Source organism: Streptomyces sp. NPDC050625 (genome assembly GCF_040654755.1).
Classification (GTDB): Bacteria; Actinomycetota; Actinomycetes; order Streptomycetales; family Streptomycetaceae; genus Streptomyces.
Genome location: NZ_JBFAIQ010000006.1, coordinates 241,696 through 256,101 on the forward strand (window position 1 = coordinate 241,696; position 14,406 = coordinate 256,101).

Sequence of the window (14,406 nt, forward strand, 5' to 3'; positions counted from 1 at the left end):
TTCGTCCACCCCCACCCCGTTAGACTCGGCCTTTGGCACCTTTGTGTCCTGCATACGGCCCTGAGGCGGTCACGGGGACCATCCGCCAGCCAATCGGAAGCACGGGAAGAGATGTCGGCACCGAATAAGTCGTACGACCCTGTCGAGGTCGAGGCGTTGAAACCGGAAGAGATCGAGCGCATGCGGGACGAGGCGCTCGCCGCCTTCGCCGCCGCGGACTCCCTCGACGCGCTCCAGGAGGCCAAGGTCGCCCACAGCGGCGGCACCTCCCCGCTGGCCCTCGCCAACCGCGAGATCGGCGCCCTGCCCCCGCATGCCAAGGCTGCCGCCGGCAAGCTGGTCGGCCAGGCACGCGGAGCCGTGAACAAGGGCCTGGCCGCCCGCCAGGCCGAGCTGGAGGCAGAGCGCGACGCCCGCGTGCTGGTCGAGGAGGCGGTGGACGTCACGCTGCCGCACGACCGTGTACCGGCCGGCGCCCGCCACCCGCTGACCACGCTCTCCGAGCGCATCGAGGACATCTTCGTGGCCATGGGCTACGAGGTCGCCGAGGGCCCGCAGGTCGAGGCCGAGTGGTTCAACTTCGACGCGCTCAACATCGGCCCGGACCACCCGGCCCGCGGCGAGGCCGACACGTTCTTCGTGCAGGGCCCCGGCGGCGGCACCGAGTCCGGCGTCGTCCTGCGCACCCACACCTCGCCCGTGCAGATCCGCTCGCTGCTCGACCGTGAGCTGCCGGTGTACGTGATCTGCCCCGGCCGCGTCTACCGCACCGACGAGCTGGACGCCACGCACACCCCGGTCTTCCACCAGGTCGAGCTGCTCGCCGTGGACGAGGGCCTGACCATGGCCGACCTCAAGGGCACCCTGGACCACATGGTCCAGTCCCTGTTCGGCGAGGGCATGAAGACCCGGCTGCGGCCGAACTTCTTCCCCTTCACCGAGCCGAGCGCCGAGATGGACATGCTCTGCTACGTCTGCAAGGGCGAGTCCGTCGGCAACCCCGACCGCCCCTGCCGCACCTGCTCCAGCGAGGGCTGGATCGAGCTGGGCGGCTGCGGCATGGTCAACCCGAAGGTGCTGACCGCCTGCGGCGTCGACCCGGATAAGTACAGCGGATTCGCCTTCGGGTTCGGCATCGAGCGGATGCTGATGTTCCGCCACAACGTCGAAGACATGCGAGACATGGTCGAGGGTGACGTCCGGTTCACCCGGCCGTTCGGGATGGAGATCTGATGCGGGTCCCGCTTTCTTGGCTGCGGGAGTACGTCGACCTGCCGGCGACGGAGACCGGGCGCGACGTCCAGGCCAAGCTCATTTCCGCAGGCCTCGAGGTAGAGACCGTCGAGCACCTGGGTGCCGACCTCAAGGGTCCGCTGGTCGTGGGCCAGGTGCTCACCATCGAGGAGCTGACGGAGTTCAAGAAGCCGATCCGCTTCTGCACCGTCGACGTCGGCCAGGCCAATGGCACCGGCGAGCCCCAGGAGCTCATCTGCGGCGCCCGCAACTTCCAGGTCGGCGACAAGGTCGTCGTGGTGCTCCCCGGCGCCGTGCTGCCGGGCGGCTTCGCGATCTCCGCGCGCAAGACGTACGGCCGGACGTCCCACGGCATGATCTGCTCCAGCGGCGAGCTGGGCATGGGCGACGACGGCACCCACGGCATCATCGTGCTGCCGCCGGAGACCGAGGTCGGCAAGGACGCCATCGAGCTCCTCGAGCTGGTCGACGAGGTCCTCGACATCGCCGTCACCGCCAACCGCGGCGACTGCCTGTCGATCCGCGGCGTCGCCCGTGAGGCCGCCATCGCCTACGGCCGGCCGCTGCGCGACCCGGCGCTCATCGACGTGCCCGCCCCGAACGCCTTCGGCTACCCGGTCCAGGTCTCCGACCCCAATGGCTGCGACCGCTTCACCGCCCGCACCGTCACCGGCCTGGACCCGGAGGCGCGCTCCCCGATCTGGCTGCAGCGCCGCCTGCAGAAGGTCGGCATGCGCCCGATCTCGCTCGCCGTCGACATCACCAACTACGTGATGATGGAACTCGGCCAGCCCCTGCATGCCTACGACCGCAACCTGGTCCAGGGCACCATCGGTGTCCGCCGCGCGGCGGAGGGCGAGAAGCTCGTCACCCTCGACGGCGTCGAGCGCAAGCTGCACGCCGAGGACCTGGTGATCACCGACGAGCGCGGCCCCATCGGCCTGGCCGGTGTCATGGGCGGCGCCAACACCGAGATCGCCGATCACGAGAACGTGGAGAACGCCACGACCGAGGTCGTGATCGAGGCCGCCCACTTCGACCAGATCTCCATCGCCCGCACGGCCCGCCGCCACAAGCTGTCCTCCGAGGCGTCCCGGCGCTTCGAGCGCGGCGTCGACCCGCAGGCCGCCGCCGCGGCGGCCCAGCGCACGGTCGACCTGCTGGTGCTCCTCGCGGGCGGTACGGCGGACGCGGGGGTCACCGAGGTGAGCGCGCCCGGGGCGCCGCGCACCATCACCACCCCGGCCGACCACCCGGACAAGGTGGCGGGTGTCGAGTACGGCCGCGAGAGCGTCGTACGGCGGCTCCAGGAGATCGGCTGCGACGTGTACGGGCAGGACGAGCTGACCGTCACCGTCCCGTCCTGGCGGCCCGACCTCACCGAGCCGAACGATCTGGCGGAGGAGGTCATCCGGCTTGAGGGCTACGAGAACCTGCCCTCGACGCTGCCCAAGCTCCCCTCGGGCCGCGGACTGACCCACCGGCAGCGGCTGCACCGCCGCGTCGGCCGGGCTCTGGCCGGCGCGGGCTATGTCGAGGCGCCGAACTACCCGTTCATCGCCGAGCAGGTCTTCGACCAGCTGGGCCTGGACGCCGACGACCCGGCCCGTCGCGTCGTGAAGCTGACCAACCCGCTCAACGACGAGGAGCCCGCGCTCCGTACGTCGCTGCTGCCGGGCCTGCTCGGCGCGCTGCGCCGCAACGACGGCCGCGGTACGCACGACCTGGCGCTGTTCGAGACCGGCCTGGTCTTCCACCCGGCCGGGGAGCAGAAGGCCGCCGCGAACCTGCCCGTGGACCGGCGCCCGACCGACGAGGAGCTCGCCGAGCTGAACGCCGCGCTGCCCGAGCAGCCGCGCCATGTCGCCGTCGTCCTCGCGGGCGCCCGCGAGCAGACCGGCTGGTGGGGCAAGGGCCGCCCGGCCGACTGGGCCGACGCGGTCGAGGCCGCCCGCACGGTCGCCCGTGAGGCCGGCGCCGAGCTGGTCGTCCGCAAGGGCCAGTACGGGCCGTGGCACCCGGGCCGCACCGCCGAGCTCGTGGTCGTCACCGAGGGCACCGAGCGGGTCGTGGGCCACGCGGGCGAGCTGCACCCGCGCGTCCTCAAGGCCCTGGGCCTGCCCGACCGCACCAGCGCGATGGAGCTGGACCTGGACGCGCTGGAGCAGGTCGGCGACGGCGCCCCGCAGGCGCCGAGCATCTCCACGTTCCCGGTCGCCACGCAGGACGTCGCCCTGGTCGTCGACAAGTCGGTCCCGCACGCGGACGTCGAGTCCGCGCTGCGCGAGGGCGCCGGTGAACTGCTGGAGGCCATCCGGCTGTTCGACGTGTACGAGAGCGCCGAGCAGCTGGGCGAGGGCAAGAAGTCGCTCGCCTACGCGCTGCGCTTCCGCGCCGCCGACCGCACGCTGACCGTGGACGAGGCCTCCACGGCCCGTGACACGGCGGTTGCGCTGGCCGCTGAGCGGACCGGGGCGGTGCTCCGCGGGGCGTGATGCCATCACGCGAGAGGGGGCGGGTCCGGGACTCCGGATCCGCCCCCTTCTCCGTTGTGACCTGCATAAATGCAGGCGTCCGGAGATTGCTCACTCATTCGGGTGAGAAGCCGGGGCGATCCGGCCGTTTCGGGTCATGACGTCGCAAGAATCGGACCGGCCTTTCGGGGTCGGTCCGTCTGCTCTGTCAGGGCCTATATGGGGGGCCATCGGCATGATCCGCATCAAGGCTGGGGTTTCCCGCAGGAGGCGGCCCCACACACACTCACGGGGGCCTGACCGCAGGGCGCTGCCGGCGTGGGTCCGGACCCGGGCCCGCCACCCCTGCCGCACCTTGCGCAGGAGAAGCGTCCACCACCCGGACTCCGCGGACGACCGCCCTGCCGTACGCAAACCCGAGCGCCGGTCGCTGCGCCGGGTGTTCGCCCTGGGGCTGCCCACGGCGTGGGGCGCCGTGGCGATCTCGTACAAGTTCGGCTGCCCGCTCGCCCAGCAGGAGGGGCTCGGCGCGCGGATCGTCACCAGCGCCGTGTTCCTCGCGGTCGGCACCGGGCTGATATTCCATGTCCGCCGGGCGCTGCTGCGCGAACTGACGCAGGTCCGCAAGGTGGCGGGCGCCGCGCAGAGCGTGCTGCTGCGGCCGCTGCCCCCGCGTCTCGACGGCCTGGGCGTGGCCGCCGCCCAGCTGTCCGCCGACCGCGGCGCGGCCATCGGCGGTGATCTGTACGAGGCGATCGCCACCGAACAAGGCGTACGGGTCGTGATGGGTGACGTGCGCGGCCACGGACTGCCCGCCATCGGCACGGCGGCCGCCCTCCTCGGCAGCTTCCGGGAGGCCGCGCACGACGAGCCCGAACTCGGCGGTGTGCTACGACGCCTGGAGCGCGCGTTCGCCCGTCATCTGCGCGAGCGCTCCCGCGCGGAACACCCCTCCACCGGCCGGGAGCCCGACACCCCGCCGGCCGAGGAGTTCGTCACCGTGCTCCTGCTGGAGATCCGCCGGGACGGAGAACTCCGCGCACTCAACTGCGGACATCCCTGGCCGTATCTGCTCAGCGCCCACGGAGTCGCCCCACTCGCCCACACCGAACCCCTGCCACCCCTGGGCCCGTTCCCCCTGCCACCCGACCTGGACCCCGTACGCTGCGGCCACCTGCTCCCCGGCGAGTCCCTGGTCCTCTACACGGACGGAGCGGAGGACGCGAGGGACACACACGGCAGGTTCTTCTCCCTGCCGACAGCCTTGACGGTGGCGACCCGCGACCGCCAGGCCTCACCCCAGACGATCCTGCGTACGGTCTTCACCGCCCTGCTCCGCCACACCGGCGGCAGGCCCACGGACGACATCGCCGTACTGGTACTCCGCAACGATCGCCGGCAGCGGCATACCTCAGGGGCGCGGGGAACTGCGCGACCAGCCCCACTCGACCCGCAGCCGACAACGAACCGGTAGCCGACAACGAACCGGTAGCCGCCACCCCTTGGGTCGCACCGCCAAAGCCGACGGCCAGGCCACCGCACTGTACGAGGGGGAGCCGGCGGCCCGGCCGGCCTCTTACGAGGCATTCCAGTCAACCGACTGGAAACTCTCCGCAACAGTGCGCGCACAGCCCGGATGCACGCACTCCGTTCACACCCCGTGTGAACGGAACCGCACTAGTCTGACGGCACCAGGCCACCCGGGGGGCATCCATGCAGCCCAACACTCTGCTCGACGCGATCCTGGACGAGGCGGGGATCTCGCACGCCGGTCTCGCCGCCCACGTCAACCAGGCGGGCCGGACGCGGGGTCTCGCGCTTCGCTACGAACACACCGCCGTGGCACGGTGGTTGAAGGGACAGCGGCCGCGCGGTCAGGTGCCCGACCTGATCTGCGAGGTGCTGGCCGTCCGGCTGCACCGGCCCGTCACCCTCGACGACATCGGTCTGGGCGTGCCCGGCGAGCCCTCGACGCCGAACGGCACCTCGCTTTCCGGCTTCGTGGAGCGCGCCACCGCCCTGTGGCGATCCGACGAGCAGCAACGCCCGCACATACTGGGCGCACCCGCCGTCACCGGCACCCCGGCCGTGATGCCGGTGTGGGAGTGGGAGAACCCGCCCGAGGACGTGGACGTCTCCCGCGGCGGCCGGCACCGGGTCACCCCGTCCGACATCGCGATGCTGCGCGCCGCCCGCGCCCACTACGAGCAGATGTACCGCAAGGCGGGCGGCATCGCGACGCGCACGCGCATAGTCGGCTTCCTCAACGCCGAAGCGGCCCCGCTGCTGCGTGGCAGCTACACCGACGCCACGGGCCGTCAACTGCACCGTGCCACGGGCGGGTTGGTGGCGATCGCGGGCATCTGCGCCTATGACTCCGACGCGCACGGCCTGGCCCAGCGCTACTTCCACCAGGCCCTGCGCCTGGCGAAGGCCAGCGGGGACCGGGGACTCGGGGCGTATGTCATCGCGCTGCTCGTCAACCAGGCGCTGTTCATGAGGGAGTACCGCCAGGCGGTCGCCTTCGCGGAGGCCGCGCTGCGTGCCGCCGGCAAGCACATCACCCCCGCTCTCGCCTCGGACCTGTACGCGATGCAGGCCAAGGCGTACGCCCACCTCGGCGACGGCACGAGCGCGCTGTCCTGCATCCGGCGTGCCGAGACGGCCGCCGAACGCATCCGGCGCGGACACGAACCCGACGAGACCGGCTATGTCCAGCCGGGCCTGGTCAACGTCCAGGTGGCCGAGGCGCTGCTCAGCCTCGGCGAACTCGCGGCGGCCCGGGAGCATGCGGCGGCCGCCGTGGACAATCCCGCCCACGACCGGGGCCGGGTGCACCGGCTCGCCATGCTCAGCACGATCGAACTCCGCCAGGGCAATGCCGACAAAGCGGTGGTCACGGCGGTGCAGATGGCCGAACAGGCGCGCGGAATGGAGTCCCAGCGGCTGCGCGACAGACTCCGTGCGGTACGCGAACACCTGGTGCGCAGCGGTTGTGCCGGAACCGCTGAAGCCGCCGAACTCATCGACGGGGCACTGCGCGTACCGCTGTAGGCGCACGGTAGGCCGAAGAGGTCCCTGCTGCGATATTGCCACTTACTCGGCGGAAGGTGGCAGAACCGTGCAGTGGACGAAACAGAACGAACAAACTGTGTACGCAAACCGCTGGTTCAGCGTCAATCTCGCGGATGTCGAGCTGCCGGACGGCCGGCACCTCGACCACTTCCTGATACGGCTGCGGCCCGTTGCCGTGGCCACGGTGGTGAACGAGGCCAACGAGGTCCTCCTCCTGTGGCGCCACCGCTTCATCACGGACAGCTGGGGGTGGGAACTGGCCGCGGGTGTCGTGGAGGACGGTGAGGACATCGCGCGTGCGGCCGCCAGGGAACTGGAGGAGGAGACCGGCTGGCGGCCGGGGCCCTTGCACCACCTCATGAGCGTGGAGCCGTCCAACGGCCTCACCGACGCCCGGCACCACATCTACTGGGCCGACGAGGGCGAGTACGTAGGACATCCCGTGGACGACTTCGAGTCGGACCGCCGGGAGTGGGTACCCCTCAAACTCGTCCCGGACATGATCGCCCGTGGGGAGGTCCCGGCCGCCAACATGGCGGCCGCGTTACTCCTGCTGCACCACCTCAGGCTCGCCGATGTCTAGTGGGCCAGCGCCTGCCAGATCGTCACCACGAGCGCTCCCAATGCCGTGAGCGCGGCGACCGAGGGCAGTGGCCAGCGTGCGTGTTCGAGCGAGACCATACGGGTGTTCAGCTCCTCCAACTCCTTGGCGGTCTCCTTCGTGCGATGGGTGAGCAGCGCCAGCCCGCCCTCGACACGGGCGTAGGCCACATCGAGGCGACGACGTAACTCTGCGAGTTCTCCATGGACCACGGGATGCTCGGGATCGGCGGCCACGGGTCCGCTCCTTTCCGTAGTTGTCTCTCGTCCCTTGCATGCGCGTGAGAGTCAACTCGCCTGGTGGACGCGTGGGGAGCGTGTGCGACGGGCATATGCGTGCCCGGCGCGCACACGGTGTGTGAAAGACGCGGGCCCGGCACCGTCAGCCGGTGCCGGGCCCGTGTGAGCCGGTGGACTACCTTGCGTAATCAGCCGTAGGTGTAGAAGCCCGAGCCGGTCTTCCGGCCCAGCCGGCCCGCCTCGACCATGCGCTGGAGCAGCGGGGGAGCGGCGTACAGCGGCTCCTTGTACTCCTCGTACATCGAATTGGCGATCGAGACGATCGTGTCCAGGCCGATCAGGTCGGACAGCTTCAGCGGGCCCATCGGGTGGGCGCAGCCCATCTCCATGCCGTTGTCGATGTCCTCGCGGCCCGCGATGCCCGACTCGAACATGCGGATGGCGGACAGCAGATACGGCACCAGCAGCGCGTTCACCACGAAGCCCGAACGGTCCTGGGCACGGATCGCGTGCTTGCCGAGCACCTTCTCGGCGAAGAGCTGCGCCCGGCCGAGCGTCCCCTCGGAGGTGGTGAGCGCCGGGATCAGCTCGACGAGCTGCTGCACCGGGGCCGGGTTGAAGAAGTGGATGCCGACGACGTGGTCCGGGCGCGAGGTGGCGACCGCCAGCTTCACCAGCGGGATGGAGGAGGTGTTGGAGGCCAGGATCGCGTCCGCCCGGGTCACCACCTGGTCGAGCACCTGGAAGATCTCCGTCTTCACCTGCTCGTTCTCGACGACGGCCTCGATCACGAGGTCGCGGTCCGCGAACTCGCCGAGGTCGGTGGTGAAGCTCAGCCGCGCCAGCGTCGCGTCTCGCTCCTCCTCACTGATCTTGCCGCGCTCGGCGGCCTTGCCCAGGGAGTTCAACAGCCGGGTACGGCCGATCTCCAGGGCCTCGCCGGTGGTCTCTGCGACCTTCACGTCCAGTCCGGCGCGGGCGCACACCTCGGCGATGCCCGCTCCCATCTGGCCGCAGCCCACGACTCCGACGCGCTCGATGTCGCTCACATCGTCCCCTTCGCTGATCTACGGCTTGCTCCGGCAGGACCCCCGGGTTCGGCGCCTGCTCCGATCGTGCACGTTACCTCCAAGTATCGATGATCGATCGTCCGGGTGGGGGCATCCTTGGACGCGAGACGATTCGTGACGGAGCGGATCCGGAGCGTAAGGGGGGCGGATGGTGCGAGTGTCCCGCCGGGCGTTCACTCTGGCGGCGCTGTCCACCGTCGCGACGGCACAGGGATCGACGGCGGTACCGCGGGGTCCCCGGGCAGTCACCGAGATGCGGGGCGTGTGGCTCGCGACCGTCGACAACCGCGACTGGCCCTCGCGCAAGGGCCTGTCCGCGGTCGTGCAGCGCAGCGAGCTGATCGCCCACCTCGACAGGGCGGTCCGCGACCGGTTGAACACGGTGCTCCTCCAGGTGCGGCCCACGGCGGACGCGCTGTGGCCCTCGCCGTACGAGCCGTGGTCCCGGGTCCTCACCGGCACCCAGGGCAGGTCGCCGGGCTGGGACCCGCTGGGCACCGCCGTGACGGAGGCCCATGCCCGGGGCCTCCAGCTGCACGCCTGGTTCAACCCGTACCGGATCGCCAACCACGACGACCCCACGCAACTCGTGGCGTCCCACCCGGCCCGCACGCACCCCCACTGGGTGGTGCCCTACGGCGGCAGGCTCTACTACAACCCGGGACTGCCCGAGGTCCGTGCCTTCGTCCAGGACGCGATGCTCGACGCCGTGGCGAAGTATCCGGTCGACGCCGTCCACTTCGACGACTACTTCTACCCGTACCCGGTGGCCGGCCAGAGCTTCGACGACGACGCCGCGTACGACACCTACGGCGGCGAGTTCGCCAACCGGGCCGCCTGGCGCCGCGACAACATCAACAAGCTGGTGCGGGAGATCGCCGCCAGGGCCGAGGAGATCCGGCCCGGCACCCGGTTCGGGATCAGCCCCTTCGGGGTGTGGCGCAACGCCACGTCCGACTCACGGGGCTCCGGCACCCGGGCGGGTGTGCAGACGTACGACGACATGTACGCGGACACCCGCAGATGGGTCCGCGAGAGCTGGATCGACTACGTCGTCCCCCAGGTGTACTGGCACATCGGCTTCGCCGCCGCCGACTACGCCGAACTGGTGCGGTGGTGGGCACAGGCGGCCAAAGGCACCAGGACCAGCCTCTACATCGGCGAGGCCCTGTACAAGGCGGGTGCCGAGGGCCAGCCCTCGGCCTGGCAGGACCCGGCCGAGCTGTCCCGGCACCTCACCCTCGCGGCCCGTCACCCCGAGGTGCGCGGGCACGTCTTCTTCGCCGCCAAGGACGTCGCGAAGGACCGGGCCGGCGCGATGGCACGGGTGATCGCCGACCACTATCGGCAGTCGGCGAGCCCGCCGCGCTGAGCTACTGTGCCCGGTGTTCCTGTTGCTGGTGACGGACCTCGCAGTCGGGGCCGGGGGACATGACGGCCTCGTGTCCGTCCGGGAAGCGGACGCGGTAGGGCGGGTTGCCCTCCGTGCCCAGCACTTCGACGACTTCGCTGACCTGGTCGTGTTGGCCGACCACCCTGCCGTGTTGGACAAGATGGTCGCCCACGGTTGCGCGCATCTGTGGGCCTCCTCACGAACGCGATCGTTGAGTGACGGCGATGCACACGAGCACTGCGGCGGCGGTCAGCGGAGCTGCCGCCGTGAGGTGCTCGCCCAGCAGCAGCACCGACCACACCAGTGTGAGCAGCGGCTGGGCCAACTGCAACTGGCTGGCCTTCGGAATGCCGATGGCCGCCATGCCCCGGTACCAGACGACGAGACCGAGGAACTGCGAGCCCACGGCGACCCACAGCAGTCCGGCCACGCCGTGCGCGGTCAGCCGCACCGGCTCGTACGACAGCGCGAGCGCGGCCGCGCCGGCGGACAGCGGCAGACACAGCACCAGCGCCCAGCCTATGACCTGCCAGCCCGGCATGACCCGGGCCAGCCGCCCGCCCTCGGTGTAGCCCGCCGCGCACACCAGCAGCGCCGCGAACAGGTAGCCGTCGGCGGCCGTCAGCGTGCCGCCGCTCTGCTGGACTGTGAACGCGAGGACGGCGGCCGCGCCCGCGAGGGCCGCCGCCCAGAAGGTGCGGGAGGGCCGGGTGCCCATGCGCAGCGCGGAGCAGAGCGCCGTGGTGAGCGGCAGCAGGCCCACGACGACGGCGGCGTGCGAGGTGGTGGAGGTCTCCAGGGCGAGCGTGGTCAGCAGCGGGAAGCCGAACACCACTCCGGCCGCCACCACCGCCAGCCCCGCCCAGTGCCGGCGGTCGGGCAGCGGGACACGCAGGGCCAGCAGACAGGAGCCCGCTATCACCGCCGCGAGAACACTGCGCACCGACACCAGCGACCAGGGGCCGAAGCTCTCCAGACCCCATGCGGTGGCGGGAAAGGTGAGGGAGAAGGCGATGACGCCCAGGGCGGCCTGGACGGTGCCCAGACCGGGGCGTTCTCGGTGGACGTCGACCGCTACCGGCGTCGGCGCAGTAGCGCTACTCTGTGCTCTCATGCAAGAGAGTAGCAGCGTCAGCGAACTGGCCAAACAGCTGCGACAAGAACTCGACCGCTACTCACTTGGAGGAAAGCTCCCGTCGAGTCGGGCGCTCGTCGAGCGCTTTCGGGTGAGCCCGGTGACCGTCTCGCACGCCCTGGCCCAGCTGGCCGCCGAGGGCCTGGTGGTCACCCGCCCCGGGGCCGGCGCGTTCCGCGCACGTCCGCACACCGCGGCCGCGCCCACGGGGGACACCTCCTGGCAGGAGGTCGCACTCAGCGCCGACGGCGCCGCCGACCTCGTACCGCGCACCGTGGACGCCTCCGGGGTGACGGTCTCGCTGGCCGCCCCGCCGCCCGGAGTGCTGGAGCTCAGCGGCGGCTATCTGCACCCCTCGCTGCAGCCCGAGCGGGCGATGGCCGCGGCCCTGGCCCGCGCCGGGCGGCGCCCCGGTGCCTGGGGGCGGCCGCCGCTGGAGGGGCTGCCCGAGCTGCGGGAGTGGTTCGCGCGGGGCATCGGCGGCGCGGTCGGCGCGGCCGAGGTGCTGATCGCCGCGGGCGGGCAGTCCGCGCTGGCCACCGCCCTGCGTGCGCTCGCCCCGCCCGGCGCCCCGGTGCTTGTCGAGTCACCCACCTACCCGGGCATGCTGGCGATCGCCCGCGCGGCCGGCCTGCGTCCCGTGCCTGTGCCGGTGGATCCCGACGGAGTGAAGCCGGAACTGCTCGCCGACGCGTTCCGGGCCACCGGCGCGCGGGTGTTCGTCTGCCAGCCCCTGTTCCAGAACCCGACCGGCGCCGTGCTGGCCCCCGCCCGGCGCGCCGAGGTGCTGCGCATCGCCCGCGCCGCGGGCGCCTTCGTGATCGAGGACGACTTCGTACGACGGCTGGTGCACGCGGACGCGGGCCCGCTGCCGCGTCCGCTGGCCGCCGACGACACGGACGGTGTCGTCGTCCACGTCGGCTCGCTGACCAAGGCGACCTCACCCAGCTTCCGGGTCAGCGCCCTGGCCGCCCGCGGCCCCGTGCTGGAACGGCTCCGGGCCATCCAGGTCGTCGACACCTTCTTCGTCCCCCGACCCCTCCAGGAGGCCGCGCTCGAACTGGTCGGCTCACCCGCCTGGCCACGCCACCTACGGGCCGTCTCCGCCGAGCTCAAGACCCGACGCGACGCCCTGACCACCGCGCTCCGCCTCCACCTCCCCGAACTCGCCCTGCCACACGTCCCGTCCGGCGGCTACCACCTCTGGCTCCGCCTCCCCGACGGCACCGAGGAGCCCGCCCTGACCGCCGCCGCCCTGCACGCGGGCGTCGCGATCACCCCCGGCCGCCCGTACTTCAGCGCCGAACCCCCCGCCGCCCACATCCGCCTGAGCTTCGCGGCGGTCGCGGGGACGGGCGAGATCACCGAGGGAGTACGGCGCTTGCGGGCGGCGTGCGACGAGGTGCTGCGCCAGGGCATCGGGACCAGTCCGCAGACGAATTCCGGCGAGCGATCCCCTTGACTCAGCATGGCACCCGCCACTGACAACGCCCGTGCCCCGCAGTGGAATCCGTTCGACGCCGACCCGGCTGAGCTGGGAGCATCCCCCGCATGAGCGATACACCTGACCTGCCCGAGGGCTATGAGTTCTCCGCCGACACCGACCGCGTCGACGTCGACCGCGTCCACCGCTGGCTGTCGACCGACGCGTACTGGGCGGTCGGGCGCTCGCGGGAGAAGCAGGACCATGCGATGGCGGCTTCGCTCAATTTCGGGGTGTACGAGACGGCCTCGGGGGAGCAGGTGGCGTACGCGCGCGTGGTGACCGACCGGGCGCTGTTCGGCTGGCTGGCCGATGTCTACGTCGACCCGTCGGTGCGCGGGAAGGGCATCGGCACGGCACTGGTCGGGGGGATCCGCGAACACCTGCGGTCGTACGGACTGCGGCGCGTGCTGCTCGCGACCCACGACGCGCACGGCGTCTACGAGAAGCTCGGTTTCGCCCCGCTCGAACGGCCGGACCAGTGGATGGCGTTGTACTTCGAGACATCCGGTGACGCGAAATGACCCTGCTTTCTCCTGACTTGTCCGGCAGATCCTGACCTCGCAGTAAGGATTCGCAAACCTCGGGTAACCGGCATGCAACGCCCCTTGACCTGTGCACTTGCGCGGCAGACCATCTCCGCATGCAACTTCGGGTCACGTTCGTCGCCGCCGCGCGCAGCTCGCCGCGGCTCGCGGAGCGCTTTCAGGACGACCGCCCGCTGGACCAGGCGGGCTGGGACGAGGTGCAGTACGCCGCGGGGGAACTGCTGCCCCTGGCCGCGGCCGACCTGCGCTACTGTTCGCCGACCCCGCGCAGCCGCGCCACGGGTGACGCCCTGGGCTACCACCCCCTGGTGCAGCTCGCCCTGCGGGACTGCGACATGGGCCGCTGGTGCGGGCTCACGCTCGGCGAGGCGATGGCCCGCGAGCCGCAGGCGGTGGACGCCTGGCTGGCCGACCCGCGCTCCACGCCGCACGGGGGCGAGTCTTTGCTGGCGTTCATCTCCCGGGTCGGCGGCTGGCTGGAGACCCGCCCCGCCGACGACGGCGGCCGTATCGTCGCCGTCGCCGAGCCCTCCGTGATCCGCGCCGCCCTCGTGTACGTCCTGAAGGCACCGCCCGCGAGCTACTGGAACATCGACGTCCGCCCCCTGTCGACGACCACCGTCATGGGCCGCGCGGGCCGCTGGAACCTCCGTTTCGACGGCACGGCGACTCAGCCCACGCGCGCGTAGCCGTATGGCCATCGCACGCCGACCCGCGCGCCACTCCGCGCCGGGGCGAGTCCGTGGTGTTCATCGTCGCCTTCTGCGAGCCTTCTGTGATCCGCGCTGCCCTCGTGTTCGTGCTGGAGGCGCGGCCGGTGCAGCGTTTCGACGGGGCGTCGACTCAGCCCACGCGCGCGTAGCCGTGTGGACGCCCGGCACGCCGACCCGCGCGCCACTCCGCGCCGGGGCGAGTCCGTGGTGTTCATCGTCGCCGTCGTCGAGGCTTCTGTGATCCGCGCTGCCCTCGTGTTCGTGCTGGAGGCGCGGCCGGTGCAGCGTTTCGACGGGGCGTCGACTCAGCCCACGCGCGCGTAGCTGTGTGGACGCCCGGCACGCCGACCCGCGCGCCACTCCGCGCCGGGGCGAGTCCGTGGTGTTCATCGTCGCCGTCGTCGAGGCTTCTGTGATCCGC

Annotated in this window: 13 protein-coding genes; 9 read left to right on the forward strand and 4 right to left on the reverse strand. The window is 71.6% G+C overall.

Going from position 1 to position 14,406, the window contains the following annotated elements:
• Positions 1-111 precede the first annotated feature (111 nt).
• The 5 genes from pheS (at position 112) to AB0I54_RS16805 (ending at position 7,386) form a co-directional block, all read left to right on the forward strand.
• Complete coding sequence (gene pheS, locus AB0I54_RS16785) at positions 112-1,233, forward strand: phenylalanine--tRNA ligase subunit alpha (protein ID WP_363296732.1); 1,122 nt, start codon at positions 112-114, stop codon at positions 1,231-1,233.
• A complete protein-coding gene (gene pheT, locus AB0I54_RS16790; RefSeq protein WP_363296733.1) occupies positions 1,233-3,749 on the forward strand; it encodes a phenylalanine--tRNA ligase subunit beta in 2,517 nt (838 codons plus the stop codon). The genes pheS and pheT overlap by 1 nt, the downstream gene beginning before the upstream one ends.
• Positions 3,750-4,158: 409 nt before the next feature.
• Entirely contained in the window at positions 4,159-5,202 is a 1,044-nt protein-coding gene (locus AB0I54_RS16795) for a PP2C family protein-serine/threonine phosphatase (protein ID WP_363296948.1), read from the forward strand.
• Positions 5,203-5,441: 239 nt separating this feature from the next.
• Entirely contained in the window at positions 5,442-6,782 is a 1,341-nt protein-coding gene (locus tag AB0I54_RS16800) for a transcriptional regulator (RefSeq protein WP_363296734.1), read from the forward strand.
• A gap of 67 nt (positions 6,783-6,849) precedes the next feature.
• Complete coding sequence (locus AB0I54_RS16805; protein WP_363296735.1) at positions 6,850-7,386, forward strand: NUDIX hydrolase; 537 nt, start codon at positions 6,850-6,852, stop codon at positions 7,384-7,386.
• Here AB0I54_RS16805 and AB0I54_RS16810 read toward each other — a convergent pair.
• Both AB0I54_RS16810 and AB0I54_RS16815 read right to left on the reverse strand, forming a co-directional pair.
• Positions 7,383-7,640, reverse strand: coding sequence for a hypothetical protein (locus tag AB0I54_RS16810; RefSeq protein WP_363296736.1), 258 nt, complete (start codon positions 7,638-7,640; stop codon positions 7,383-7,385). The two genes, AB0I54_RS16805 and AB0I54_RS16810, sit on opposite strands and share 4 nt — an antisense overlap.
• Before the next feature lie 191 nt (positions 7,641-7,831).
• The gene (locus AB0I54_RS16815) at positions 7,832-8,692 is read right to left on the reverse strand and encodes a 3-hydroxybutyryl-CoA dehydrogenase (protein WP_363296737.1); all 861 of its coding nucleotides are present in this window, start codon (positions 8,690-8,692) and stop codon (positions 7,832-7,834) included.
• Between the two features lie 169 nt (positions 8,693-8,861).
• Between AB0I54_RS16815 and AB0I54_RS16820 the strand changes: the two genes are divergently transcribed.
• Positions 8,862-10,085, forward strand: a complete 1,224-nt coding sequence (locus AB0I54_RS16820) for a family 10 glycosylhydrolase (RefSeq protein WP_363296738.1) — start codon at positions 8,862-8,864, stop codon at positions 10,083-10,085.
• 1 nt (position 10,086) lies between these two features.
• Here AB0I54_RS16820 and AB0I54_RS16825 read toward each other — a convergent pair whose 3' ends face one another.
• Both AB0I54_RS16825 and AB0I54_RS16830 read right to left on the reverse strand, forming a co-directional pair.
• Positions 10,087-10,290 (reverse strand): DUF1918 domain-containing protein, encoded by a 204-nt coding sequence (locus AB0I54_RS16825; RefSeq protein WP_363296739.1) that lies wholly within the window; start codon positions 10,288-10,290, stop codon positions 10,087-10,089.
• Between the two features lie 12 nt (positions 10,291-10,302).
• A complete protein-coding gene (locus AB0I54_RS16830) occupies positions 10,303-11,220 on the reverse strand; it encodes a DMT family transporter (protein WP_363296740.1) in 918 nt (305 codons plus the stop codon).
• Between AB0I54_RS16830 and AB0I54_RS16835 the strand changes: the two genes are divergently transcribed.
• The 3 genes from AB0I54_RS16835 (at position 11,219) to AB0I54_RS16845 (ending at position 13,961) form a co-directional block, all read left to right on the forward strand.
• On the forward strand, positions 11,219-12,703 hold the full coding sequence (locus AB0I54_RS16835) for a PLP-dependent aminotransferase family protein (protein WP_363296741.1): 1,485 nt from the start codon (positions 11,219-11,221) through the stop codon (positions 12,701-12,703). The two genes, AB0I54_RS16830 and AB0I54_RS16835, sit on opposite strands and share 2 nt — an antisense overlap.
• Before the next feature lie 89 nt (positions 12,704-12,792).
• Positions 12,793-13,248: a GNAT family N-acetyltransferase gene (locus AB0I54_RS16840; RefSeq protein WP_363296742.1), complete on the forward strand. Its 456-nt coding sequence runs from the start codon at positions 12,793-12,795 to the stop codon at positions 13,246-13,248.
• A 119-nt stretch (positions 13,249-13,367) separates the two neighbouring features.
• The gene (locus AB0I54_RS16845) at positions 13,368-13,961 is read left to right on the forward strand and encodes a histidine phosphatase family protein (protein ID WP_363296743.1); all 594 of its coding nucleotides are present in this window, start codon (positions 13,368-13,370) and stop codon (positions 13,959-13,961) included.
• The last annotated feature ends 445 nt before the right edge of the window (positions 13,962-14,406 follow it).